This window comes from Pseudomonas sp. LBUM1670, from assembly GCF_059695695.1.
In genome coordinates this window covers 5454609-5477872 of record NZ_CP166783.1, presented here as the reverse complement: position 1 = coordinate 5477872, position 23264 = coordinate 5454609, and the positions used below count along the sequence as shown (strand labels likewise).

Genomic DNA, 23264 nt, shown 5'->3' with positions numbered 1-23264 from the left:
TGCGAGGTTGTTGCCGTGATCGACCCCGATGGTTTCCGCCCCAATGTCGGGATCATTCTCACGAATGATGCCGGACAGGTGCTATGGGCTCGCCGTATCAATCAAGATGCCTGGCAGTTTCCACAGGGTGGTATCAACCCCCAGGAGACGCCGGAAGACGCCTTGTACCGCGAGTTGAATGAAGAAGTGGGTCTTGAGCGCGAAGATGTTGAAATTCTCGCCTGCACCCGGGGCTGGTTGCGCTATCGTTTGCCGCAACGTCTGGTCCGTACCCACAGCCAACCGCTGTGCATCGGCCAGAAACAGAAATGGTTTCTCCTGCGCCTGATCTCCAACGAGCAGCGGGTGCGGATGGATTTGACCGGTAAACCGGAATTCGATGGCTGGCGCTGGGTCAGTTATTGGTATCCGTTGGGCCAGGTGGTGACATTCAAGCGCGAGGTGTATCGACGCGCTCTCAAAGAGCTTGCCCCGCGCCTTTTAGCGCGCGACTGACGACGGAGTTCGACCCCGAGCCATGCTCAATACGCTGCGCAAGATCGTCCAGGAAGTAAACTCCGCCAAGGATCTCAAGGCGGCGTTGGGGATTATTGTGTTGCGCGTCAAAGAGGCCATGGGCAGCCAGGTCTGCTCGGTCTACCTGCTTGACCCCGAGACCAACCGCTTCGTGCTGATGGCGACCGAGGGCTTGAACAAGCGCTCGATCGGCAAGGTCAGCATGGCGCCCAACGAAGGTCTGGTCGGCCTGGTCGGCACGCGTGAAGAACCCCTGAACCTCGAAAACGCCGCGGATCACCCGCGCTACCGCTACTTCGCCGAGACCGGTGAAGAACGCTACGCCTCCTTCCTCGGCGCACCGATCATTCACCACCGCCGCGTCGTCGGCGTGTTGGTCATTCAGCAAAAAGAACGTCGTCAGTTCGATGAGGGCGAAGAAGCCTTCCTCGTGACCATGAGCGCGCAGCTCGCCGGCGTTATCGCCCACGCCGAGGCCACCGGTTCGATCCGCGGTCTGGGCCGTCAGGGCAAAGGGATTCAGGAAGCCAAGTTCGTTGGCGTGCCGGGCTCGCCGGGTGCGGCGGTCGGTACGGCGGTGGTCATGTTGCCACCGGCCGATCTGGACGTGGTGCCGGACAAGACCATCGCCGACATCGAGGCCGAACTCGGGCTGTTCAAGACTGCCATCGAAGGCGTGCGCGCCGACATGCGTGCGTTGTCGGCCAAGCTGGCCACGCAGTTGCGTCCCGAAGAGCGGGCCTTGTTCGACGTCTACCTGATGATGCTCGCCGACGAGGCGCTGGGCAGCGAAGTAACCACCGTGATCAAGACCGGTCAGTGGGCCCAGGGCGCGCTGCGTCAGGTGGTCACCGATCACGTCAACCGTTTCGAATTGATGGACGACGCCTACCTGCGTGAGCGCGCCTCGGACGTCAAAGACCTCGGTCGGCGCTTGCTGGCTTATCTGCAGGAGGAGCGTCAACAGACCCTGGTTTATCCCGACAACACCATTCTGATCAGCGAAGAACTGACGCCGGCGATGCTCGGCGAAGTGCCGGAAGGCAAGCTGGCCGGTCTGGTGTCGGTACTCGGTTCCGGCAACTCCCACGTGGCGATCCTCGCGCGGGCCATGGGCATCCCGACGGTGATGGGCCTGGTCGACCTGCCGTATTCCAAGGTCGACGGCATCCAGATGATCGTCGACGGCTACCACGGTGAGGTCTACACCAACCCGAGTGACGTGCTGCGCAAGCAGTTCGCCGAAGTGGTCGAGGAAGAGAAACAACTGGCCCTCGGGCTGGATGCGCTGCGCGACTTGCCGTGCGTGACCCTCGATGGCCACCGCATGCCGCTGTGGGTCAACACCGGCCTGCTGGCGGACGTGGCGCGGGCACAGAAGCGCGGCGCCGAGGGCGTCGGTCTGTACCGCACCGAAGTGCCGTTCATGATCAACCAGAGGTTCCCGAGCGAAAAGGAGCAGTTGGCGATCTACCGCGAGCAACTCGCCGCGTTCCACCCGCAACCGGTCACCATGCGCAGCCTGGACATCGGCGGTGACAAGTCGCTGTCGTACTTCCCGATCAAGGAAGACAACCCGTTCCTCGGCTGGCGCGGCATTCGCGTCACCCTCGACCACCCGGAAATCTTCCTGGTGCAGACCCGCGCGATGCTCAAGGCCAGCGAAGGCCTGAACAACCTGCGGATTCTGCTGCCGATGATCTCCGGCACCCATGAACTGGAAGAAGCCCTGCACCTGATTCACCGGGCCTGGGGCGAAGTCCGCGACGAAGGCACCGACGTGCCGATGCCGCCGATTGGCGTGATGATCGAGATTCCGGCAGCGGTGTATCAGACCAAGGAGCTGGCGCGGCAAGTGGACTTCCTGTCGGTCGGCTCCAACGACCTGACCCAGTACCTGTTGGCCGTGGACCGGAACAACCCGCGAGTGGCCGACCTCTACGACTACCTGCACCCGGCGGTATTGCAAGCGTTGCAGAACGTCGTGCGTGACGCCCATGCCGAAGGCAAGCCGGTGAGTATCTGCGGCGAAATGGCCGGTGACCCGGCGGCGGCGGTGCTGTTGATGGCGATGGGTTTCGACAGCCTGTCGATGAACGCCACCAACCTGCCGAAGGTGAAGTGGATGTTGCGGCAGATCAACCTGAGCAAGGCCAAGGATTTGCTCGCCGAACTGATGACCATCGACAACCCGCAAGTTATCCACAGCTCGCTGCAATTGGCGCTGAAGAACCTTGGGTTGGCGCGGATGATTAATCCGGCGGCGATCAAACCCCACTAAATCTGCGGCGCCCTCTTCGCGAGCAAGCCCGCTCCCACACTGGATCTTCAGTGAACACAGAATTTGTGTACGACGCAGATCAAATGTGGGAGCGGGCTTGCTCGCGAAGACGTCCGCCCGAACGACAACGATCTACACCTTGATCTCCACTTCCCCAAGATGCCCGCCATACGGCCCAAAACTCCGCTCAACCAGATGCCGCGTCCCATCCGCATGAACAATCAACGCCGTACTCGCCCGGGTCCCGTAACTCTGGCTGGCAATAAACACACTCGATAACAACGTCTCGGTCGCCAAACCCACCCCGGTGTCCGGCAACTCCGCAAACGGAGCTGTCTGCGCATCACTCAGCAACGTCAACAACACCTCAGGCTGCGGATCCTCCAGAACGGCCTCCAACGCCGCCCGCGCCTTGAGCAACTTCGGCCACGGTGTATCCAGTCCCGCATTCGATAACCCGTAAACCCCCGGCTGCAACATCACCGCCTCCGACGCCCGTGCGCTGTAATGCCACAACTCATTAGGATTGCCGATCAGCAGGTTAAACCCGGCATATTCCAGCGAACGTCCGACAACATCGCCCAAGTAATCATCAATCGGCATTTCGCCATTGAGAAATCGCGCGACCAGCTCACCCCGGGATTTTCGGGCGGGCGGTTGGTGGGGATCGCGGATATTGGTCAGCGCCGCGAACCGCCCGTTGGCACCGACACCGAGCCAGGTGCCGCCGGCCTCCAGGTCGCGACCGGCGTAGACCTGCGGTGCTTCGGGCCACTGCGCCAGGGGCAGGCTGGGCCGGGCATAGAATTCGTCGCGGTTGGCCGCCACGATCAACGGTTGGGCGTGACCCGGTCGCCAGGCAAAAACAATCAGGCACATAAGGTAGTCCTTGTGTGTTTTTTGCCCACTCTACGCAGTCATCGTACGGGTATCCATCGCCATCCAGTGGAGCCCGAGGCCATGCATCCGTTACCATGCCGCTCGTTTTTGGGGTTGGGTGGGGGAACAGCGTGGAATTTCTGCTCTATCTGGCGCTCGGCGCCTGTGCCGGAACGCTGGCCGGGCTGTTCGGCGTGGGCGGCGGGCTCATCATCGTCCCGGTGCTGGTGTTCAGTTTCTCCCTGCAGGGCTTCGATGCGTCGATCCTGACTCACCTGGCGGTCGGCACTTCTCTGGCGACGATCATTTTCACCTCGGTCAACGCGGTGCGCGAGCACCATCGCCGCGGCGCCGTGCGTTGGCCGGTTTTTGCCTGGATGACCGGCGGCATTCTGCTCGGTGCCGGTTTCGGTGCGCTGACCGCCGAAGCGATCTCCGGTCCCAATCTGCAGAAGATCATCGGCGTATTTGCCCTGGTCATCGCCGGGCAGCTTATGCTGGACGTGAAACCCAAGGCCAGCCGAACGGTGCCGGGGAAAGTCGGTCTGACCCTGGCCGGCAGTGTGATTGGCTGGGCCTCGGCGATTTTCGGGATTGGCGGCGGTTCGCTGACCGTGCCGTTCCTGACGTGGCGCAGCGTGCCGATGCAGCAAGCCGTGGCGACCTCGTCGGCCTGCGGTTTGCCGATCGCTTTGGCCAGTGCATTAAGTTTCATGATTCTGGGCTGGCACGATCCGTTGCTGCCGGCCCATAGTCTCGGTTTTATTTATTTGCCGGCGCTGCTGGGGATCGCCCTGACCAGCATGGTTTTCGCCCGCCTCGGTGCGCGACTGGCCCACAGGCTGTCGCCGAAGTTGCTGAAAAGACTGTTCGCCGCTTTGCTGTTCTGCGTGGGTTTGAATTTTCTGATCTGATGCACAGCACAATCCTGGCTTAATCCTGAGGTGGCAGCGTCGCCCGGGAATTTTGAAAGTTTCAACTCTAACGAGGAGTCGCAATGCTGCCTTACCCGCAGATTGACCCGGTGGCCCTGGCCATCGGTCCGCTGAAAATCCACTGGTACGGTCTGATGTACCTGATCGGTATCGGCGGTGCGTGGCTGCTGGCGTCGCGCCGGCTCAACCGTTTCGACCCGACCTGGAGCAAAGAGAAACTCTCCGACATGGTCTTCTGGATGTCGATGGGCGTTATCGTCGGCGGTCGTCTGGGCTATGTGCTGTTCTACGATCTGCACGCTTACTTGGCCAACCCGACGCTGATTTTCGAGGTGTGGAAGGGTGGCATGTCGTTCCACGGCGGCTTCATCGGCGTGATGCTGGCGGCGTTGTGGTTCGGTAAAAAGAACAACAAGTCGTTTTTCCAGCTGATGGACTTCGTCGCGCCGATGGTGCCGATCGGCCTGGGTGCCGGGCGTATCGGCAACTTCATCAACGCCGAATTGTGGGGCAAAGCGACTGACGTGCCATGGGCGATGGTCTTCCCGACCGATCCGGCGCAACTGGCGCGTCACCCGTCGCAGCTGTATCAGTTCGCGCTGGAAGGCGTGGCGCTGTTCCTGATCTTGTGGCTGTTCTCGCGCAAGCCGCGGCCAACCATGGCGGTGTCCGGGATGTTCGCGCTGTTCTATGGCATCTTCCGTTTCATCGTCGAATTCGTCCGCGTACCGGACGCGCAACTGGGCTATCTGGCCTGGAACTGGCTGACCATGGGCCAAGTGCTCTGCGTGCCGATGATCGTCGGCGGTCTGTTCCTGATCTGGCTGGCGTATCACCGCGCCCCGGCAACTCCAGCGGCAGCCGTATAAATTCGAACCCCGGGGCTTTGGTCCCGGGTTCAAGGACACAGGTAACTCATGAAGCAATATCTCGAACTGGTCGCCCACGTCATCAAGAACGGCACCAAACAGGCCAATCGCACTGGCGTGAACACCATCAGTTTTCCCGGCGCGATGCTGCGTTATGACCTGCAGGAAGGTTTCCCGGCGATCACCACCCGCAAGATGGCCTTCAAATCGGCCATCGGCGAGATGTGCGGTTTCCTGCGTGGGGTGAACAACGCCGCCGAATTCCGTGCGCTGGGCTGCAAGGTCTGGGACCAGAACGCCAACGAAAACGCGCAATGGCTGGCCAACCCGTTCCGTCAGGGCGAAGACGACCTCGGCGAGATCTACGGCGTGCAATGGCGCAAATGGCCGGCGTACAAGCAGATCCCGGTCAGCAACACCGCCGCCATCGAGCAGACCCTGAAGCAAGGCTACCGCCAGATCGCCGAAGGCGAAGAAGACGGTCAGGCCTACGTGGTTCTGTACAAGGCGATCGACCAAATTCGCCAGTGTGTCGACACCATCATCAAGGACCCGGGCAGCCGCCGCATCCTGTTCCACGGCTGGAACGTCGCCCAGCTCGATGAAATGGCCCTGCCGCCGTGCCACTTGCTGTACCAGTTCCACCCGAATGTCGAGACCAAAGAGATTTCCCTGACCCTCTACATCCGCTCCAACGACCTGGGCCTGGGCACGCCGTTCAACCTCACCGAAGGCGCCGCGCTGCTGAGCCTGATCGGTCGCCTGACCGGTTATACGCCGCGCTGGTTCACCTATTTCATCGGTGATGCGCACGTCTACGAAAACCACCTGGACATGCTGAATGAACAGCTCAAGCGCGAGCCGTTCCCGATGCCGAAACTGGTGATCAGCGATCGTGTGCCGGAGTTTGCCAAGACCGGTGTTTATCAGCCGGAATGGCTGGAGTTGATTGAACCGGGTGATTTTTCGCTTGAGGGTTATCAGCACCACGCGCCGATGACCGCGCCGATGGCGGTTTAAGCCTCAGCACCCAACCCCTGTGGGAGCGGGCTTGCTCGCGAAAGCGGTGTGTCAGTCGACAGAAATGTTGTCTGACACACCGCTTTCGCGAGCAAGCCCGCTCCCACATTAGGTTATGCGGTGTTCTTAGTGGCCGTGACTACGGCCCACATGAGAATGCTCAACCTCCGTCGCCACAACGCCGCCGCTCACTTCCAACCGCTGCAAAATCCCGCACTGATCAATATCCGGTCCTTCGCCACAGCGTTGGCGCAGGTCGAGCAGTTGCGCCTGTAACGCCAGCAACCCGTCGATCCGCGCTTTCACATGATGGATGTGTTCATCGATCAGCGCATTCACGCTTTCACACTGATCCTGCGGACTATCACGCAGAGCCAGCAGGCTGCGGATTTCCTCGAGCGTCATATCGAGGGTGCGGCAGTTGCGGATGAAGGTCAGGCGTTCGGCGTGGGCTTGGGTATAGACGCGGTAGTTGCCGTCGCTGCGGGCTGGTTCCGGCAGCAGATTTTCTCGTTCGTAATAGCGGATGGTTTCCACGGCGCAGTCGGTGAGTTTCGCCAGTTCTCCGATCTTCATGACGGCCATCTCCTGAATGGGTGCTTGACCCTATAGTGGCTACAGGGTCTTTACTTGGCAACAGGCACCTTCATGGACGCAACCAATGAGCGATTCCGAACACACCCACACACCCGAGGCGGGTCACGATCACAGTCATAAGCTGCTGCCAGTGCCCCCGCATAACCATGACAGCCATGAGCATGGCGGTCACGGGGATTCCTGCTGTTCTTCCAAAGCGGCGGCGCCGTCGCTGATCAAGCTCAGCGAAGCACCAACCGCCAATGCGCGGTTGAGCAGTTTCCGTATCGACGCGATGGACTGCCCGACCGAGCAGACGCTGATCCAGAACAAACTCGGCAAGCTCGCGGGTGTGCAGCAGCTGGAATTCAACCTGATCAACCGCGTGTTGGGCGTGACCCACGACCTGCCGGGCACCGCGCCGATCATCGACGCGATCAAGTCCCTCGGCATGCAGGCCGAGCCGCTGGAGCAGGGCGTCGAAGCGCCAGCTCCCGCGCCAGAGAAAAAGCCGTGGTGGCCATTGGCGCTGTCCGGCGTGGGCGCGCTGGCCGCCGAAGTTATTCACTTCACCAACGCTGCGCCTAATTGGGTCATAGCGGTTATCGCGCTGATCTCGATCCTCAGCGGCGGCCTCAGCACTTATAAGAAGGGCTGGATCGCCCTGAAAAACCTCAACCTGAACATCAACGCGCTGATGAGCATCGCGGTGACCGGTGCGATCCTGATCGGGCAGTGGCCGGAAGCGGCGATGGTGATGTTCCTGTTCACCGTGGCCGAGTTGATCGAAGCCAAGTCCCTGGACCGCGCACGCCACGCCATCAGCGGCTTGATGCAGATGACCCCGGAGCAGGCCACGGTGTTGCAGGCCGACGGCAGCTGGATCTTGCAGGACGTGAAATCCATCGAGCTGGGCGAGCGAGTGCGCGTCCGCCCCGGCGAGCGTATCGGCCTGGACGGTGAAGTCGTGTCGGGCAGTTCGACCATCGATCAGGCGCCGATCACTGGCGAAAGCCTGCCGGTGGAGAAAACTGTCGGTGATAAGGTTTTCGCCGGGACCATCAATCAGGCCGGTTCTCTTGAATACACGGTAACCGCCGCCGCCAACCATTCGACCTTGGCGCGGATCATCCACGCCGTCGAACAGGCGCAAGGCGCACGGGCGCCGACCCAGCGCTTCGTTGACCAGTTTTCGAAAATCTACACCCCCGCCGTGTTTATCTTCGCCCTCGCGGTAGCGGTGATTCCGCCGTTGTTCATGGGCGCGCTTTGGTTCGACTGGATCTATCGCGCACTGGTGTTGTTGGTGGTCGCGTGCCCCTGCGCACTGGTGATTTCCACCCCGGTGACCATCGTCAGCGGCCTCGCGGCGGCCGCGCGCAAAGGGATTCTGGTCAAGGGCGGCGTTTATCTGGAAGGTGGTTACAAACTCGACTACGTGGCGTTGGACAAGACCGGCACGATCACCCACGGCAAGCCGGTGCAGACTGATTATCTGTCGCTTGATCCCACGGCCGATGCCTCAGCGCCGGCGATTGCGGCAGCGCTGGCCGGACGTTCGGACCACCCGGTGTCGTTGGCCATCGCCAACGCCGCTGTGGATAAACCCTTTGCGCCGCTCGTTGTGGATAACTTCGAAGCCCTCGCCGGTCGCGGTGTGCGCGGTGAGATCGACGGTCAGACCTACCACTTGGGCAACCACCGCTTGGTGGAAGAGCTGAACCTGTGTTCGCCGGCGCTGGAAGAAAAGCTGTTTGCGCTGGAGAAACAGGGCAAGTCCGTGGTGCTGTTGCTCGACAAATCCGGCCCATTGGCGCTGTTCGCCGTGGCCGATACGGTCAAGGAATCCAGCCGCGAGGCAATCCAGCAACTGCACGATCTGGGGATCAAAACCCTGATGCTCACCGGCGACAACGTCCACACCGCCCAGGCGATCGCCGCGCAGGTCGGCATCGACGAGGCCAAAGGCGATCTGCTGCCGACCGACAAACTGCAAGCCATCGAAGCGCTTTATGCGCGGGGCCATAGCGTCGGCATGGTCGGTGACGGGATAAACGATGCGCCGGCACTGGCGCGGGCAGAAATCGGTTTTGCGATGGCCGCCGCCGGCACCGATACCGCCATCGAGACCGCGGATGTCGCCCTGATGGACGACGATCTGCGCAAGATCCCCGCGTTCATTCGCCTGTCGCGGCAAACGTCGAGCATCCTCAAGCAGAACATCGCGCTCGCTTTGGTCATCAAGGCTATCTTTCTTGGGGTAACCTTCGCCGGAATCGCCACCATGTGGATGGCGGTGTTCGCCGACATGGGTGTGAGCCTGTTGGTGGTGTTCAACGGGTTGCGCCTGTTACGCAAATAATTGATGAGGAACGGGTGTGCTGAGTGCCGAGCTGAAGGCGTTTTACATGGTGGCCCGCCTGGGCAGCATTACCCTGGCGGCGAAAAAGCTTGGCCTGAGCCAGCCCACCGTGACCACGCAAATCCGCAATCTGGAAAACCAGTACTCGGTTGAACTGTTCTACCGTGGCGGCCGCCGCCTCAGCGTCAGCGACGAAGGCGCGCGGTTGCTGCCGATGGTCAAGGCGCTGCTGCAGCAGGAAGCCGACATCGAGTTTTTCCTGCGCAACAGCGGCCAGGTCCACGGCACGCTGCGAATCGCCGCTACAGCGCCGTATTACATCCTCGATCTGGTGAAGACCTTTCGCGAGCGTTTGCCGCAGGTAGAAGTGTCGGTGGAAATCGGCAACTCGCAGCAGGTGCTGGAAGCCTTGGAGGATTACCGGGTCGATGTCGCCGCTTCCTCGCAACTGCTCGACGACGCGCGACTGATTCGCCGGGTGCTCGGCAGCGATCCGCTGGTGTTGGCGGTGCATCGTCATCATCCGTTGGCGGCGCACGATCATGTGCCGCTCAGCGCGTTGGCCGGGCATACGTTGTTGATGCGCGAGTCAGGCTCGACCACTCGGCGTCTGACCGAGGAATTGCTGGTCAGCGCCGGGGTGAGTTTCGGACCGTTGCTGGAGATTGGCAGCCGGGAATCGATTCGCGAGGCGGTGCTGCGCAACATCGGGATCAGCATCATTGCCCGGCAGGAAGTGCCGCATGATCCGCAACTTCGGGTGCTGACCATCGAGAATGCACCGCAGATTCCCGAGTATCTGTATTGCCTGAAAGAGAGAAAGAACGCTCGGTTGCCGGCGGCTTTTCTTGGGTTGGCGCAGGAAATGGCGCCGGCTTAAGAGTTGGGGTGACTGGTCTGGCCCCTTCGCGAGCAAGCCCGCTCCCACAGTTGACCGCATTCCCCCTGTGGGAGCGGGCTTGCTCGCGAAGGCGCCAGACCAGACAACCAATAACTCCAACCAAAATCCCCGAATACCACTATCAGCCGTTTTGGCCTTACTGCCACATGACGGACGCATTACATCCCTAGGATGGCCCCATCTGCTTGATGAGGCCCGTCCATGAACAACTCGATCGCAACTGCCATGACCAACCCCGGCGCTCCGATGAAGGTGCGCGGCGTGCAGAAACGCTTCGGCGCCTTCACCGCGCTGGATAACGTTTCCCTCGACGTGGCGGCCGGTGAACTGGTGTGCCTGCTGGGTCCGTCGGGTTGTGGCAAAACCACCTTGCTGCGCTGCATCGCCGGTCTGGAAAAACAGGACAGCGGCGAGTTGTACCTCGGCAATCGCGACGTTTCCCACCTGGCACCGCAGGCCCGTGACTACGGCATTCTGTTTCAGTCCTACGCGTTGTTCCCCAATCTTACCGTCGAAGCGAACATTGCCTACGGCCTCACCGGCAGCGGTCGCGATGAAGTGCGCAAGCGCGTCGGTCAGATGCTGGAACTGGTCGGCCTGACCGGCAGTGAGAAAAAGTACCCTGGCCAATTGTCCGGCGGCCAGCAGCAACGTGTCGCCCTGGCCCGCGCCCTGGCGCCGGCGCCGTCCTTGTTGCTGCTGGACGAACCGATGTCGGCCCTCGACGCTCGGGTCCGCGAGCACCTGTGCACCGAACTGCGCCAACTTCAACGCAGCCTCGGCATCACCACCCTGATGGTCACCCACAATCAGGACGAAGCCATGCTGATGGCCGACCGCATCGCCGTGATGAACAACGGCAAGGTCGAGCAGTACGCTACGCCGCAGGAAATCTACGACCGCCCGGCCACGCCGTTTGTGGCGGAGTTTGTCGGTCAGGGCAACTGGCTGCCGTTCCACCGCAACAGCGACAGCCACGCCCAGGTCGGCGGGATGAACATGCGCCTGGCGGACGGCAGTGTAAAAACCGCGTCTGGCCGGTTGTTCTGCCGGCCCGAGGCGATCAACGTCAACCCGCTGGTGCATGAGGAAAACCTGTTCCCGGCCAAGGTTCGCGAAATCACCTTCCTCGGCAACCGTTGCCGCATGAGTTTCGAACTCGATCAACTGCCGGGCCACGCGTTGCTGGCAGAACTCTCGCCGGAAGCCATGCCGCGCCTCGGCGCCCGGCAGATCATGGTGGCCTTGCCGCCGCGCAGCCTGCAGGTGTTTGCCTGATGAGCGCGAACATCGCGCTGCCGATACCGCACAAGCAGGTTCGGCAGACCTCCCGTGCCGAGATTGGCGACCGGGTGTTCGTGGTCGGCGGCAAAGTCCTGTTGCTGGTGTTGCTCGGTATCGCGGTGTTGATGCCGTTGCTGGCGATCTTCTGGCGTGGCTTCAGTTCGGAGGCCGGGCAGGGCGGTGGTCTGGTGGCTGCACGTGAACTGGTCACCAGTGAGAATTTCCACTGGTTGCTCGGCAACAGCCTGAAGGTTTCCCTCAGCGTGGCGGCGATTGTCGTACCGCTGGCTTACCTGTTTGCCTACGCCCTGCAACGCACGTTGATTCCGGGCAAAGGTATCTGGCGTGGCATGTCGCTGTTGCCGTTGATGGCGCCGTCGATGCTGCCGGGTATTGCGTTGGTATACCTGTTTGGTAACCAAGGCATGTTGCGCGGTTTGCTCTCGGACAACATCTACGGCTTCTGGGGCATTGTGCTGGGTGAGGTCATCTACACCTTCCCACACGCCTTGATGATTTTGCTGTCGGCGCTGTCTCTGGCGGATGCGCGCCTGTTCGATGCCGCCTCCAGCATGGGCGCCAGTCCGGCCAAAGCCTTCCGCAGCATCACCTGGCCGGCAACCCGTCAGGCGGTGTTCGCAGCGTTCTGCCTCGTCTTCACCCTGACCATCACCGACTTCGGCGTGCCCGTGGTGGTCGGCGGCGACTATCAAGTGCTGGCGCTGGAAGCTTACAAAGCCGTGGTCGGGCAGCAACAGTTCGGTCGTGGTGCGTTGATCGGCATGGTCCTGCTGCTGCCGGCACTGTTCAGCTTCGGTGTCGATGCCTGGTTGCGTCGGCGTCATGGCGACTCCATGAGCGGTCGGGCGCAGGTCTTTCAACCGGCGCCGTCGAAGCTGCGCGACGGCTGCTACCTCGCCATTGTGCTGCTGATCTGCGCGGTGTTGCTGCTGGTGTTCGGCATGGCGGTGTTCTCCTCGCTGGTGAAGTTCTGGCCGTACAACCTGTCGTTGTCGCTCAACCATTACCAGTTCAACGACACGGCGGGCGGCGGCTGGCTGGCCTACGGCAACAGCGTGAAGATGGCTTTGTGCACGGCGCTGATCGGCAGCGTGCTGATCTTCACCGGCGCGTACCTGATGGAAAAAACCAAGGGCCAGCGCGGGCTGAATCTGACTTTGCGCATGCTCAGTTTCGTACCGATGGCGGTGCCGGGTCTGGTGTTGGGGTTGGGTTACGTTTTCTTCTTCAACCTCACCGGCAACCCGCTGCATGTGCTCTACGGGACCATGACCCTGTTGGTGGTCTGCACCATTGCTCACTATCTGACCACCGCGCAAATGACCGCGACCACCGCGCTGCGTCAACTCGACGCCGAGTTCGAAGCGGCCGCGCTGTCGCTCAAGGCGCCGCTGTACCGGCATTACCTGCGGGTCACCGTGCCGATCTGCCTGCCGGCGCTGCTGGACATCGTGCGCTACCTGTTCGTCTCGGCCATGACCACCGTCTCGGCGGCAATCTTCCTCTACAGCCCCGACACCCTCCTCGCGGCGGTGGCGGTGCTGAACATGGACGACGCCGGCAACGTCGGCGGCGCGGCGGCCATGTCGACCCTGATTCTGTTCACCTCAGCCGGCGTGTCCCTGCTGCTGGCCTGGGCCTCGCGCGGTTTGCTGCGCCGTTCCCAGGCCTGGCGGCAGACCGCGCCCGGTCATTGATTCGCTGCTCCTCAAACCGAAAGCCTCTCAACTCAAAACAGGAAAAGATCATGTTCAAGCCCCTGGCCCTGGCCGCTGCTGTCCTCACTGCTTTCAGCCTGAACGCCTTCGCGGCGCCAACCGAGTTGACGGTGTACACCGCCCTCGAAGCCGAACAACTGAAGACCTACAAAGAAGCGTTCGAAAAAGCCAACCCGGACGTCGAGATCAAGTGGGTACGCGATTCCACCGGCATCATCACCGCCAAACTGCTGGCTGAAAAAGCCCGTCCACAGGCTGATGCTGTCTGGGGCCTGGCCGCTTCGAGCCTGGCGATTCTCGATCAGCAAGGCATGCTGCAAAGCTACGCGCCGAAGGACCTGGGCAAGATCGGTGGCAACTACCGCGACGCCGCCAACCCGCCAGCCTGGGTCGGCATGGACGTCTGGGCTGCGACCATTTGCTTCAACACCGTGGAAGCCGAGAAGCAGGGTTTGACCAAACCCGTGAGCTGGCAGGACCTGACCAAGCCTGAGTACAAAGGCAAAATCGTGATGCCTAACCCGGCCTCGTCCGGCACCGGTTTCCTCGACGTCAGCGCCTGGCTGCAAACCTTCGGCGAGAAGCAGGGCTGGCAGTACATGGACGACCTGCACCAGAACATCGGCCAGTACGTTCACTCCGGTTCCAAGCCTTGCAAACTGGCGGCTGCGGGTGAATTCCCGATCGGCATTTCCTTTGAATACCCGGCCGTTCAGTTGAAACGCCAGGGCGCGCCGCTGGACATCATCCTGCCGAAAGAAGGTTTGGGCTGGGAGATCGAAGCGACTGCCGTGATCAAAGGCACGCCGCACGAAGAGGCCGCGAAGAAACTGGCTGACTTCTCGGCGAGTCCGGCGGCGATGGAGCTTTATAAAGAGAACTTCGCGGTGCTTGCTCAACCGGGGATTGCCAAGCCGCAGACCGAATTGCCGGCGGATTACGAGCAGCGTTTGATCAAGAACGACTTTGCCTGGGCGTCGAAGAATCGCGACGAGATCCTGACCGAGTGGCGTAAGCGTTATGACGGCAAGTCCGAGAAAGTGGTTGCCAAGTAAGATCTCTATTGGCTGACAGGGCCTCTTCGCGAGCAAGCCCGCTCCCACAGGTTCTGTGGTGATCACAGAACCTGTGTCCACCCTAAATCCCTGTGGGAGCGGGCTTGCTCGCGAAGGCGGCTTCGAATTCAGGACATCTCTTAATGACACAACACAACGACATGCTGATCGTAGGCGCCGGCATCCTCGGCCTGTCCCACGCCTACGCCGCCGCCAGACGCGGTCTCAAAGTCACCGTCTTCGAACGCAGCGAAACCCCGCTAGGCGCCTCGGTGCGCAACTTCGGCCAGGCCCTCGTCACCGGCCAGCCGCCAGGCCCGATGCTGGAACTGGCCAAGGCCAGCCGCGACATCTGGGGACAATGGGCGCAACTCGCCGGCCTGCAACTCAAGCGCAACGGCTCATACCTGTTCGCCCGCACCGAAGCCGAAGAGCATCTGCTGGAAGCTTTTTGCGCCGGACGAGCCGTGGAACACGGTTACCGCGTCGACCTGCTGCGCGGCGCTGCATTACGCGATGTGTACGGTGGCCAGTTCAGCCATCACCGTGCCGCGCTGCACGGCATGGACGATCAACAACTGTATTCCCGCGAAGCAATCCCGGCGTTGATCGATTTCCTGCGCCGTGAAATGAACGTCGAGTTTCACTTCTCCACCCTCGTGCGCGACATCGAGCCCGGCCGCTTGCACAGCACCGCCGGCACCTTCAGCGCCGAGCAGATCATCGTCTGTTCCGGCCACGATTATCAGACCTTGCTGGCCGAGCCGATCGCCGCGCTTGACCCGCAAATCTGCCGCCTGCAAATGCTTCGCGCCCGACCGCAGATCAACCTCAACCTGCAACACGCGCTGCTCACTGGTTTGAGTTGCGTGCATTACGGCGCGTTTGCCGATCTGCCGGAAGCGGCGGCGGTGCAGGCGCACATCCTGCGTGAAGAACCGCACCTGCACGAAAACGGCATTCACCTGCTGATCAGTCCGACGCCGTACGGCGAACTGATCATCGGCGACTCCCATCACTATGGCAGCGACCCCTCGCCATTCAATGCCGAGCAAGTGGACGACTGGATGATCGAACTGGCCGAGCAGACGTTGGGCTGCAAGGTGCAAGTGGTCGAGCGCTGGCAGGGAGTCTATGGTTCCCGGGGGCCAGGACCGTTTTCATTCCTGCGGCCGATGCCGGGCGTGAGCGTGGCACTGATGCACACCGGCGTCGGCATGAGTGTCGGGCCGGCCATGGCCGAACGTAATGTCGCGACGGTATTGGGAGAGCTTTGATGGACCGCACTGCGCAAGTGATCGACGAGGTATTCGCGCTGTACGAACGTTTTGGCGACAGTGATTACATCGGCGAGCCGGTGTCGCAAATCGAGCACATGTCCCAGGCCGCACAACTGGCCATGGCGGAAGGCTTCGATGACGAAGTGGTGCTTGCCGCGTTCTTCCACGACATCGGGCACATCTGCGCCGAGAGCGCCGAGAACATGGGCGGTTTCGGCGTGGTCAGTCACGAACGCCTGGGTGCCGATTATCTGCGCCGCGCAGGCTTCAGCGAACGCATGGCGCGGCTGGTGGAATACCACGTGCAAGCCAAGCGTTATCTGACACTCAAAGAGTCCGGGTACTACGAGCGTTTGAGCGAAGCCAGCCGCCGGACCCTGGAATATCAGGGCGGCGTGATGACCGCTGACGAGGCAGAAGCCTTCGAGCAGGATCCGTTGTGCGCCGTCAGTCTGCGCATGCGGCAGTGGGATGAGTTGGCCAAGGAGATGCGGGTGCCGGTGATTGATCTCGACGTGTTGAAGCGCAAGGCTGCGAACGTCTTGTCCGGCGAGGCGCGTTGAGTTGTCTCACAGGCAATAGCGAAACGGTGGATGGTTTAACTGGCGGCGACGGGTCAGTCTGGGCTTTTCCCAGGGAAGCGCACGGATGCGTTATTTGAAAGTGATTGCACAGGATCGAAGCGGGAAGGGTGCGGCGGATACGCTTCATTTTGAGTTTTATGAAAGTGACCAGTTGCAGCGCAAGGCGACGGAGGCGGATCGGCAGCGGCTCAAATCTTTCGGCAACACCTATTTGAAATGCGCATGGTTCAACCCTGGTGAGGGTGAGGAGCGGCACTTACGTATCTTCTCGCAGAATCCCTCGGCTGACGGTACGGCGGAAACGGTGCGGCTGCATTTTCATGAAGGGTCGGTTATTGCCTATAAAGCAGCGGCTCACGATCTTGATAATGATGGTGGGCTGGAAGTGATTTTGAGTTCGGATGTGGACAATGACGGGCGGGCGGATCGTACGGATCGAAGTCGTGTTGCGGCGTTGGTGAAGCAATTTTTGAAGCTGGGTTGGTAGCGATCACCTAAGAGACCGAGGCGCTGCCTTCGCGAGCAAGCCCGCTCCCACACTGGATCTGTGCTCGCCGCGAATCCAATGTGGGAGCGGGCTTGCTCGCGAAGGGGCCAGAACTGATACCGCAAATTCAAAGCTGCCGCGCCAACACCTCAACCTGCTCCTGCCGTTCCGCCTGACTCAACTTCGCCTGCGGATTCAGCGACGACCACTGCGGATGCGCCCGAGCCTTGTTCAGCGCCTCGGGCAGTTTGCCTTCGCGCCAGGTCTTGTCCTGCGGCGTGGCGACCTGGATGCTGTCCATCGCCGCATGCCCGCGCGCATTCAGCGCTTGCAGCAACTGCCGCTGACGCAACGCCAACAACCGCAACACGCTGTCATCGACCGTCAGTTCGCGCTGACCCTTGATCTTGCCCAGCAACCGGCTGCCATAACTGCGCGCGGTTTGCAGGGCGCCGCCGGCAATCGCGCCGGCCAGTGCCGCCGCGCCGAGGGTCAGGCCGCCGACCAGCAGATCCACGCCAGCCCCGGCCGCCGCGCCGGCCGCGATGCCACCGCCGACCCGCACGCCCAGTTGCTTGAGGGTTTCCGGGTTGAACAGATCGTCGTCCCAACGGCCATCGAGCAGCGGCAGATCACTGGCCGCCGCGTCCTGTGGGCGGAAGGCGTAGAGCTTGAGCAGGGCTTCGACGCAGCGTTGTTCACGCTGTCGAACCGCTTGGCGCAGTTCGCTGATGGCTTGCTGTTCTTGCTCGGCGTCGCTGACCACGCTGCGCCGGCACGCCGCGCAATCGATCAACAATTCAGCAATCAAGCGCGCCGCACTTTGCTGTCGGGCCAGACGTTGGGCTTGCTGATCGGCGATCAGACGCTCCAGTTGTTCGCGGGAGTTTTCCAGCAGCAACGCGAGGCTTTCATAGAGCCGACGCTCGCCATCCTCTGGCGGTGCCACGCTGTCGAAACGCACCAGGGCGTGCAAGCCCAACCGTGCCAGCGCTTCGCGCCAGTCCGGCTCGCGGTGGTTGGCGCTGCTGACGAAATTCAGCACCGGCAGCAGCGGTTTGCCGCAGCTGGCCAGCACTTCCAGTTCGTCGCGATACTTGGCCAACACCGGTTCGCGGGCGTCGATCACATAGAGGCCGGCATCGCAGGTGAGCAGTTGCCGCAGCACTTTGGCTTCTTGCTCGAAACGCTGCCGGGCTTCGCTGCCTTCAAGAAAACGTGCGAGCCGCGCCGGGCCGTCGAGGCGTTCGCCGGGACGCTCCAGGCGTTCGAGGTAGTCGAGCAGGGCGATGGCGTCTTCCAGGCCGGGGGTGTCGAACAGGTCGAGCAACGGTTCGCCGTCCACCGACAACCGCGCGCCTTCGACGTGCCGTGTGGTGCTGGGGCGATGGGAGACTTCGCCGAAACCGACATCACGGGTCAACGTGCGCAGCAGCGAGGTTTTGCCGACGTTGGTGTGGCCGACCACGGCGAGCTTCAACGGCGCTTTCCACGGATTAGTCATGACCGGTCTCCAGCCAGTTCAGCGGCGCGCAGTCGGCGAAGGGCAGCTCCAACTGTTGCAGCGCCACGTGCCAGTCGCCGAGGCGCTCGGCGTCCAGTGCTTCGCCGGGCGGCGCTTGCAGCAACCAGACGCGGGTGGCGCTGGCGCTGCGTGCCAGTTCGGCGATCAACGCAAGGCTGCCGCGATCCGGTGAACGTCGTGGATCGCAGGCGATGGCCAGGCGGGCCGGAGGGAAACGGCTGAGCTGTTCCAGGAGTTTGTGGCGCGATTCGCGACTGTCGAGGACGCCCGCGTCGCTCACGGTTTTCGGCAGTGGCGGCGGCCATGGCCGTTGATCGTCCAGCTCGATGGCCACCAGCAGTGCGCCGTCACTTTGCAATTCACTGACGGCACTTTCCACCCGATGCAGATGTTCGGGCGCGGCATCGCTGATGCCCAGGCGTTCGCTGGTGGGCATCAGGCGTTCGCGCAGTTGCGCGTAGCCGGGCAGATTCAGGTCCAGGTGCAAATTTGCGCGGCCGCGCTTCCAGCGCCACAGGCAGCACAGCGCCAGGAGCAGGCGCGGCACAACGCCGTAAACCACCAACACGCCGACCAGCCACGTGGCCCAGGCCTGACGGGCGCTTTCGATGTTCAGCGCGGCATCGCCACTGGCCCGGATCATGTCCACCGTCGGCACGTTGAACCCCAGCAAGGCGGGCAGGGCACCCAGCGCCTGCGTCATGGCGACAAAGGTGTCGGCGCTGAGCAGGGTGGTTTCCCAGACGAAGCCATAACGGCGGGTTGCCATCAGCATCAGCAGGATGACCAATGCGCTGAGCATCGCCAGCAACCACAAGCCATTGACCAACACACCGAGCGCCCAGCGATTGAGTTTCTGTCGTTGCAGCAACAGCAGCAGGGCGGGCGCCAGTTGCACAGCTTTGGCGTCGCGGGCGAGTTTTTCGCTGAGCCACAACCACAAGCGTCCCAGCGTTGCGCCGTGCTCGCCAGCGAACACCAGGCCCAGGGCCCAGCTCAGCAATAGAATCAGGTTCAGCCCGAGCAGACTGCCCAGGGCCCAGAACACATTCACCGGTGTCTGCCCGTCACCCAGCGCGGCGAATGCCAGACCGGCGCCACTGACCACGGCCAGCACTGCCATCACGATCAGCGCCAGTCGCGCGCCTTGCAACCAATGTCTCAGGGCTTCGGCCAGCCCATCGCGCTCGGCAAGCCACACGGCGCGGCGCGAAATGCGTGTCGGCAGATCGCCACCCGCTGTGCGGGCCAGTCGGTTGGCTTCCAGATCATCCAGAGGGCCGGCGTGTTCTTCACGCAGGCGGATGGTTTCCGTCAGCCAGAGGTTATTCAGTTCAGTCACGCGGCATCCCGTCGCTTAATTGAGCTGTGAGCATAACCGCTGTGGCGCTTGTCGGGGGGGCTACGTTGCGAGAAGCGGAGGCTCTGGTATCCTCGCCGGCATGACTAAATCACTCCCACTCAGCCTGATCGCAGCCCTCGGTGAAAACCGCGTGATCGGCGTCGACAACAGCATGCCCTGGCACTTGCCGGGGGACTTCAAATACTTCAAGGCCACCACCCTTGGCAAACCGATCATCATGGGGCGCAAGACCTGGGATTCCCTCGGTCGTCCGCTGCCGGGCCGGTTGAACATCGTGGTTAGCCGTCAGGCGGATCTGGTGCTGGAAGGCGCGGAAGTTTATCCGTCGCTGGAGGCTGCGGTGGTTCGCGCGGAGGCGTGGGCGAAGGAGCAAGGCGTCGATGAGTTGATGCTGATTGGTGGGGCGCAGTTGTATGCGCAAGGGCTGGCGCAGGCGGACCGGTTGTATCTGACGCGCGTGGCGTTGAGCCCGGAAGGGGATGCGTGGTTTCCGGAGTTTGATTTGGGCCAGTGGAAGTTGGTTTCCAACACCGAGAATCCGGCGGTGGAAGACAAACCGGCTTACAACTTCGAAGTCTGGGAAAAAGCCTAAAAGCTTCGCGAGCAAGCCCGCTCCCACATTGGATCTCCAGCGGATACAGGATCTATGTACGCCGCAGGGCTAATGTGGGAGCGGGCTTGCTCGCGAAGAGGCCCGCTCAGTCGCTGAAAGTCTTAAGCGTGAGCCAACTCCGAATGCTCATCCGCATCCAGCAGTTCTTTATCCGTCTGCTGCATCATCTGGCTGGTAATCGCCCCGGCCGTGATCGAACCACTCACGTTCAACGCCGTACGCCCCATATCAATCAGCGGCTCAACCGAAATCAACAACGCCACCAGTGACACCGGCAAGCCCATCGCCGGCAACACGATCAGCGCCGCGAACGTTGCGCCACCGCCCACGCCCGCCACACCGGCCGAACTCAGCGTCACAATCGCCACCAGCGTCGCGATCCACAGTGGGTCCAGCGGGTTGATGCCCACGGTCGGCGCCACCATCACCGCCAACATCGCCGGGTACAGGCCGGCACAGCCGTTCTGGCCAATGGTCGCGCCGAACGAAGCGGCGAAACTGGCGATGGACTGCGGAATGCCCAAACGGCTGGTCTGCGCTTGGATGCTCAACGGAATCGTCGCCGCGCTGGAGCGGCTGGTGAAGGCAAACGTCAGCACCGGCCAGATCTTGCGGAAGAAGCGCAGTGGGTTGATCCCGGCCGCCGACACGAGTACGCCGTGGACCACGAACATCAAGCCCAGGCCGATGTAGGACACCACGACAAAACTGCCGAGCTTGATGATGTCTTGCAGGTTGGAACCGGCGACCACTTTGGTCATTAGCGCCAATACGCCGTACGGGGTCAGCTTCATCACCAGGCGCACCAGACGCATCACCCAGGCTTGCAGGGTGTCGATGGCGTTGATTACTTTCTGACCTTTCTCGACATCATCCTTCAGCAATTGCAGGGCGGCGACGCCGAGGAAGGCCGCGAAAATCACCACGCTGATGATCGACGTCGGCTTGGCGCGGGCCAGGTCGGCGAACGGGTTTTGCGGGATGAACGACAGCAGCAACTGCGGCACATTCAGGTCAGCGACCTTGCCTGCGTAGTCGGTCTGGATGGTTTGCAGACGGGCCATTTCCTGCGTGCCGGCAACCAGCCCTTCAGCCGTCAGGCCGAACAGGTTGGTCAGACCGATACCGATCAACGCGGCGATGGCCGTGGTGAACAGCAGCGTGCCGATGGTCAGGAAGCTGATCTTGCCCAGCGACGAAGCGTTGTGCAGACGCGCCACGGCACTGAGGATCGAGGCGAACACCAGCGGGATCACGATCATTTGCAGCAACTGCACGTAACCGTTGCCCACCAGATCGAACCAGCCGATCGAGGCTTTCAGCACCGGATTGCCGGCACCGTAAATCGTGTGCAAAGCGACGCCGAACGCGACGCCCAACACCAGAGCGAGCAGGACTTTTTTCGCCAGGCTCCAGGTGGTGTGACGGGTTTGTGCCAGGCCAAACAGTAACGCGAGGAACACCAGCAAATTGAGAATCAGCGGCAGATTCATAAAGGCTCCGAGAGTGACTTATGCCAGCCACCTTCCGGGGCAGCTGCGAACCGGCAAGCCTAACAGCTTGATTTCCAATGAATTAATATCAATAAAGTCTGATAACTGTCGTTTTTGGAATAAGCAGGTGTCGCTCACAGGGATGCAGCTGGCGCGATGGGTGCGTTGGCCGTCGCTGACAGACGGGCACTGTCACACGTATTTGTTAGCGTCGATATCTTTGATATCAGGGAGAACTGTCGATGAAACTCGCACCGAAATTTCTGCTCGCAGCACTTTGCATAGGCCTCGCCGGCCAGGTCCTCGCCACGGATTTGAAGCATTGGCCAGCCGATCAGGCCAAGGCGCTGGACGCGATGATCGCGGCCAACGCCAACAAGAGTAACTACGCGGTGTTCGACATGGACAACACCAGTTACCGCTACGACCTCGAAGAGTCGTTGCTGCCGTTCATGGAGAACAAGGGCCTGATCACCCGCGAGAAACTCGATCCCTCCCTGAAACTGATGCCGTTCAAGGACACCGCCGACCACAAGGAAAGCCTGTTCAGCTACTACTACCGCCTCTGCGAAGTCGACGACATGGTTTGCTACCCATGGGTCGCCCAGGTGTTCTCCGGTTTCACGCTCCAGGAGCTCAAGGGCTATGTCGACGAGTTGATGGCTTCCGGAAAACCGGTGCCGGCCACGTATTACGAAGGCGACGTGGTCAAGAACCTCGACGTCAACCCGCCGAAAATCTTCACCGGCCAGAAAGAGCTCTACAACAAGCTGATGGAGAACGGCATCGAGGTCTACGTGATGACCGCCGCCTCCGAAGAGCTGGTGCGCATGGTCGCTGCCGATCCCAAGTACGGCTACAACGTCAAACCGCAGAACGTGATCGGCGTGAGCCTGCTGCTCAAGGATCAGAAGTCCGGTGAGCTGACCACGGCGCGCAAGCAGATCACCGCTGGCAAGTATGACGAGAAGGCCAACCTCGGCCTCGAACTGACCCCGTACCTCTGGACCCCGGCGACCTGGATGGCCGGTAAACACGCGGCGATTCTGACCTATATCGATGAGTGGAAAAAACCGGTACTGGTCGGCGGCGACACCCCAAGCAGCGATGGCTACATGCTGTTCCACGATGTTGACGTGGCCAAGGGCGGCATCCACTTGTGGGTCAACCGCAAGGACAAATACATGACCCAAATTAACGGCATGATGGCCAAGCAAGCAGCGGCTCAGGCCAAGGAAGGGTTGCCGGTGACGGCGGACAAGAACTGGGTGATCGTGACGCCGGCTGAGATTCAGTAAGACCGAGTCGCTCCATTCGCGGGCAAGCCTCGCTCGTACAGGCGGCAAAGATCAAATGTGGGAGCGGGCTTGCTCGCGAAAGCGGAGTGTCATTCAGCTTTGATGTCGACTGACACACCGCTTTCGCGAGCAAGCCCGCTCCCACACTTGACCGAGTTGACTGCAAAAAAATGCCCCGCACTTGGCGGGGCATTTTTTGTTCAA

20 protein-coding genes are annotated in these 23264 nt (G+C 61.5%); 15 read left to right on the top strand and 5 right to left on the bottom strand.

Annotated features, from left to right (window positions below):
• The first annotated feature begins 15 nt into the window (after window positions 1–15).
• Together ACA073_RS25080 and ptsP are read left to right on the top strand one after the other, a co-directional pair.
• Window positions 16–495, top strand: a complete 480-nt coding sequence (locus tag ACA073_RS25080; RefSeq protein WP_007897732.1) for an RNA pyrophosphohydrolase — start codon at window positions 16–18, stop codon at window positions 493–495.
• A 22-nt stretch (window positions 496–517) separates the two neighbouring features.
• Window positions 518–2797 carry a phosphoenolpyruvate--protein phosphotransferase gene (gene ptsP / locus ACA073_RS25075; RefSeq protein WP_497400284.1) on the top strand — a complete coding sequence of 760 codons (2280 nt, stop codon included), beginning with the start codon at window positions 518–520 and terminating at the stop codon, window positions 2795–2797.
• Between the two features lie 132 nt (window positions 2798–2929).
• Here ptsP and ACA073_RS25070 read toward each other — a convergent pair whose 3' ends face one another.
• Window positions 2930–3676 (bottom strand): NRDE family protein, encoded by a 747-nt coding sequence (locus tag ACA073_RS25070; RefSeq protein WP_497400282.1) that lies wholly within the window; start codon window positions 3674–3676, stop codon window positions 2930–2932.
• Between the two features lie 131 nt (window positions 3677–3807).
• On the opposite strand from ACA073_RS25070, the gene ACA073_RS25065 reads away from it, so the two are divergent.
• The 3 genes from ACA073_RS25065 to ACA073_RS25055 all read left to right on the top strand — a co-directional run bounded on the left by ACA073_RS25065 (window position 3808) and on the right by ACA073_RS25055 (window position 6500).
• Window positions 3808–4590 carry a sulfite exporter TauE/SafE family protein gene (locus ACA073_RS25065; RefSeq protein ID WP_497400280.1) on the top strand — a complete coding sequence of 261 codons (783 nt, stop codon included), beginning with the start codon at window positions 3808–3810 and terminating at the stop codon, window positions 4588–4590.
• Between the two features lie 83 nt (window positions 4591–4673).
• Window positions 4674–5480, top strand: a complete 807-nt coding sequence (gene lgt, locus ACA073_RS25060) for a prolipoprotein diacylglyceryl transferase (protein WP_497400278.1) — start codon at window positions 4674–4676, stop codon at window positions 5478–5480.
• Between the two features lie 48 nt (window positions 5481–5528).
• Entirely contained in the window at window positions 5529–6500 is a 972-nt protein-coding gene (locus ACA073_RS25055) for a thymidylate synthase (RefSeq protein WP_497400276.1), read from the top strand.
• Between the two features lie 126 nt (window positions 6501–6626).
• Here the strand turns inward: ACA073_RS25055 and cadR are convergent, their stop codons facing one another.
• The gene (gene cadR, locus ACA073_RS25050) at window positions 6627–7076 is read right to left on the bottom strand and encodes a Cd(II)/Pb(II)-responsive transcriptional regulator (RefSeq protein WP_090466519.1); all 450 of its coding nucleotides are present in this window, start codon (window positions 7074–7076) and stop codon (window positions 6627–6629) included.
• 85 nt (window positions 7077–7161) lie between these two features.
• Between cadR and ACA073_RS25045 the strand changes: the two genes are divergently transcribed.
• The 8 genes from ACA073_RS25045 to ACA073_RS25010 all read left to right on the top strand — a co-directional run bounded on the left by ACA073_RS25045 (window position 7162) and on the right by ACA073_RS25010 (window position 16768).
• The gene (locus ACA073_RS25045; RefSeq protein ID WP_497400274.1) at window positions 7162–9438 is read left to right on the top strand and encodes a heavy metal translocating P-type ATPase; all 2277 of its coding nucleotides are present in this window, start codon (window positions 7162–7164) and stop codon (window positions 9436–9438) included.
• A gap of 16 nt (window positions 9439–9454) precedes the next feature.
• Window positions 9455–10318, top strand: a complete 864-nt coding sequence (locus ACA073_RS25040; protein WP_497400272.1) for a LysR family transcriptional regulator — start codon at window positions 9455–9457, stop codon at window positions 10316–10318.
• Window positions 10319–10540: 222 nt separating this feature from the next.
• A complete protein-coding gene (locus ACA073_RS25035; RefSeq protein WP_497400270.1) occupies window positions 10541–11617 on the top strand; it encodes a putative 2-aminoethylphosphonate ABC transporter ATP-binding protein in 1077 nt (358 codons plus the stop codon).
• A complete protein-coding gene (locus ACA073_RS25030) occupies window positions 11617–13341 on the top strand; it encodes a putative 2-aminoethylphosphonate ABC transporter permease subunit (protein WP_497400268.1) in 1725 nt (574 codons plus the stop codon). The genes ACA073_RS25035 and ACA073_RS25030 overlap by 1 nt, the downstream gene beginning before the upstream one ends.
• 50 nt (window positions 13342–13391) lie before the next feature.
• The gene (locus tag ACA073_RS25025) at window positions 13392–14417 is read left to right on the top strand and encodes a putative 2-aminoethylphosphonate ABC transporter substrate-binding protein (protein WP_497400267.1); all 1026 of its coding nucleotides are present in this window, start codon (window positions 13392–13394) and stop codon (window positions 14415–14417) included.
• Between the two features lie 143 nt (window positions 14418–14560).
• Complete coding sequence (locus ACA073_RS25020; RefSeq protein WP_497400265.1) at window positions 14561–15694, top strand: TIGR03364 family FAD-dependent oxidoreductase; 1134 nt, start codon at window positions 14561–14563, stop codon at window positions 15692–15694.
• On the top strand, window positions 15694–16260 hold the full coding sequence (locus ACA073_RS25015) for a phosphonate degradation HD-domain oxygenase (protein WP_497400264.1): 567 nt from the start codon (window positions 15694–15696) through the stop codon (window positions 16258–16260). Before ACA073_RS25020 ends, ACA073_RS25015 begins: the two co-directional genes overlap by 1 nt.
• 85 nt (window positions 16261–16345) lie before the next feature.
• Window positions 16346–16768: a hypothetical protein gene (locus ACA073_RS25010; protein ID WP_497400263.1), complete on the top strand. Its 423-nt coding sequence runs from the start codon at window positions 16346–16348 to the stop codon at window positions 16766–16768.
• A 127-nt stretch (window positions 16769–16895) separates the two neighbouring features.
• Here ACA073_RS25010 and ACA073_RS25005 read toward each other — a convergent pair whose 3' ends face one another.
• Entirely contained in the window at window positions 16896–18272 is a 1377-nt protein-coding gene (locus tag ACA073_RS25005) for a GTPase/DUF3482 domain-containing protein (RefSeq protein WP_497400261.1), read from the bottom strand.
• Entirely contained in the window at window positions 18265–19635 is a 1371-nt protein-coding gene (locus ACA073_RS25000; RefSeq protein WP_497400260.1) for a DUF2868 domain-containing protein, read from the bottom strand. The genes ACA073_RS25005 and ACA073_RS25000 overlap by 8 nt, the downstream gene beginning before the upstream one ends.
• A 100-nt stretch (window positions 19636–19735) precedes the next feature.
• Here ACA073_RS25000 and ACA073_RS24995 point away from each other — a divergent pair, with 100 nt between their 5' ends.
• Window positions 19736–20248: a dihydrofolate reductase gene (locus tag ACA073_RS24995; RefSeq protein ID WP_497400259.1), complete on the top strand. Its 513-nt coding sequence runs from the start codon at window positions 19736–19738 to the stop codon at window positions 20246–20248.
• 122 nt (window positions 20249–20370) lie between these two features.
• On the opposite strand, the gene ACA073_RS24990 is transcribed toward ACA073_RS24995, so the two are convergent.
• The gene (locus ACA073_RS24990; protein ID WP_497400258.1) at window positions 20371–21762 is read right to left on the bottom strand and encodes an L-cystine transporter; all 1392 of its coding nucleotides are present in this window, start codon (window positions 21760–21762) and stop codon (window positions 20371–20373) included.
• A 242-nt stretch (window positions 21763–22004) separates the two neighbouring features.
• Between ACA073_RS24990 and ACA073_RS24985 the strand changes: the two genes are divergently transcribed.
• Window positions 22005–23060 carry an HAD family hydrolase gene (locus tag ACA073_RS24985; RefSeq protein WP_497400257.1) on the top strand — a complete coding sequence of 352 codons (1056 nt, stop codon included), beginning with the start codon at window positions 22005–22007 and terminating at the stop codon, window positions 23058–23060.
• Window positions 23061–23264 lie beyond the last annotated feature (204 nt).

What these genes read in the sequence shown, in the direction of transcription:
- ptsP (WP_497400284.1), top strand. Translation starts at nt 518, where the DNA reads ATGCTCAATACGCTGCGCAAGATCGTCCAGGAAGTAAACTCCGCCAAG.
- ACA073_RS25070 (WP_497400282.1), bottom strand. Translation starts at nt 3,676, where the DNA reads ATGTGCCTGATTGTTTTTGCCTGGCGACCGGGTCACGCCCAACCGTTG.
- lgt (WP_497400278.1), top strand. Translation starts at nt 4,674, where the DNA reads ATGCTGCCTTACCCGCAGATTGACCCGGTGGCCCTGGCCATCGGTCCG.
- ACA073_RS25055 (WP_497400276.1), top strand. Translation starts at nt 5,529, where the DNA reads ATGAAGCAATATCTCGAACTGGTCGCCCACGTCATCAAGAACGGCACC.
- cadR (WP_090466519.1), bottom strand. Translation starts at nt 7,076, where the DNA reads ATGAAGATCGGAGAACTGGCGAAACTCACCGACTGCGCCGTGGAAACC.
- ACA073_RS25045 (WP_497400274.1), top strand. Translation starts at nt 7,162, where the DNA reads ATGAGCGATTCCGAACACACCCACACACCCGAGGCGGGTCACGATCAC.
- ACA073_RS25035 (WP_497400270.1), top strand. Translation starts at nt 10,541, where the DNA reads ATGAACAACTCGATCGCAACTGCCATGACCAACCCCGGCGCTCCGATG.
- ACA073_RS25030 (WP_497400268.1), top strand. Translation starts at nt 11,617, where the DNA reads ATGAGCGCGAACATCGCGCTGCCGATACCGCACAAGCAGGTTCGGCAG.
- ACA073_RS25025 (WP_497400267.1), top strand. Translation starts at nt 13,392, where the DNA reads ATGTTCAAGCCCCTGGCCCTGGCCGCTGCTGTCCTCACTGCTTTCAGC.
- ACA073_RS25020 (WP_497400265.1), top strand. Translation starts at nt 14,561, where the DNA reads ATGACACAACACAACGACATGCTGATCGTAGGCGCCGGCATCCTCGGC.
- ACA073_RS25015 (WP_497400264.1), top strand. Translation starts at nt 15,694, where the DNA reads ATGGACCGCACTGCGCAAGTGATCGACGAGGTATTCGCGCTGTACGAA.
- ACA073_RS25010 (WP_497400263.1), top strand. Translation starts at nt 16,346, where the DNA reads ATGCGTTATTTGAAAGTGATTGCACAGGATCGAAGCGGGAAGGGTGCG.
- ACA073_RS25005 (WP_497400261.1), bottom strand. Translation starts at nt 18,272, where the DNA reads ATGACTAATCCGTGGAAAGCGCCGTTGAAGCTCGCCGTGGTCGGCCAC.
- ACA073_RS24995 (WP_497400259.1), top strand. Translation starts at nt 19,736, where the DNA reads ATGACTAAATCACTCCCACTCAGCCTGATCGCAGCCCTCGGTGAAAAC.
- ACA073_RS24990 (WP_497400258.1), bottom strand. Translation starts at nt 21,762, where the DNA reads ATGAATCTGCCGCTGATTCTCAATTTGCTGGTGTTCCTCGCGTTACTG.
- ACA073_RS24985 (WP_497400257.1), top strand. Translation starts at nt 22,005, where the DNA reads ATGAAACTCGCACCGAAATTTCTGCTCGCAGCACTTTGCATAGGCCTC.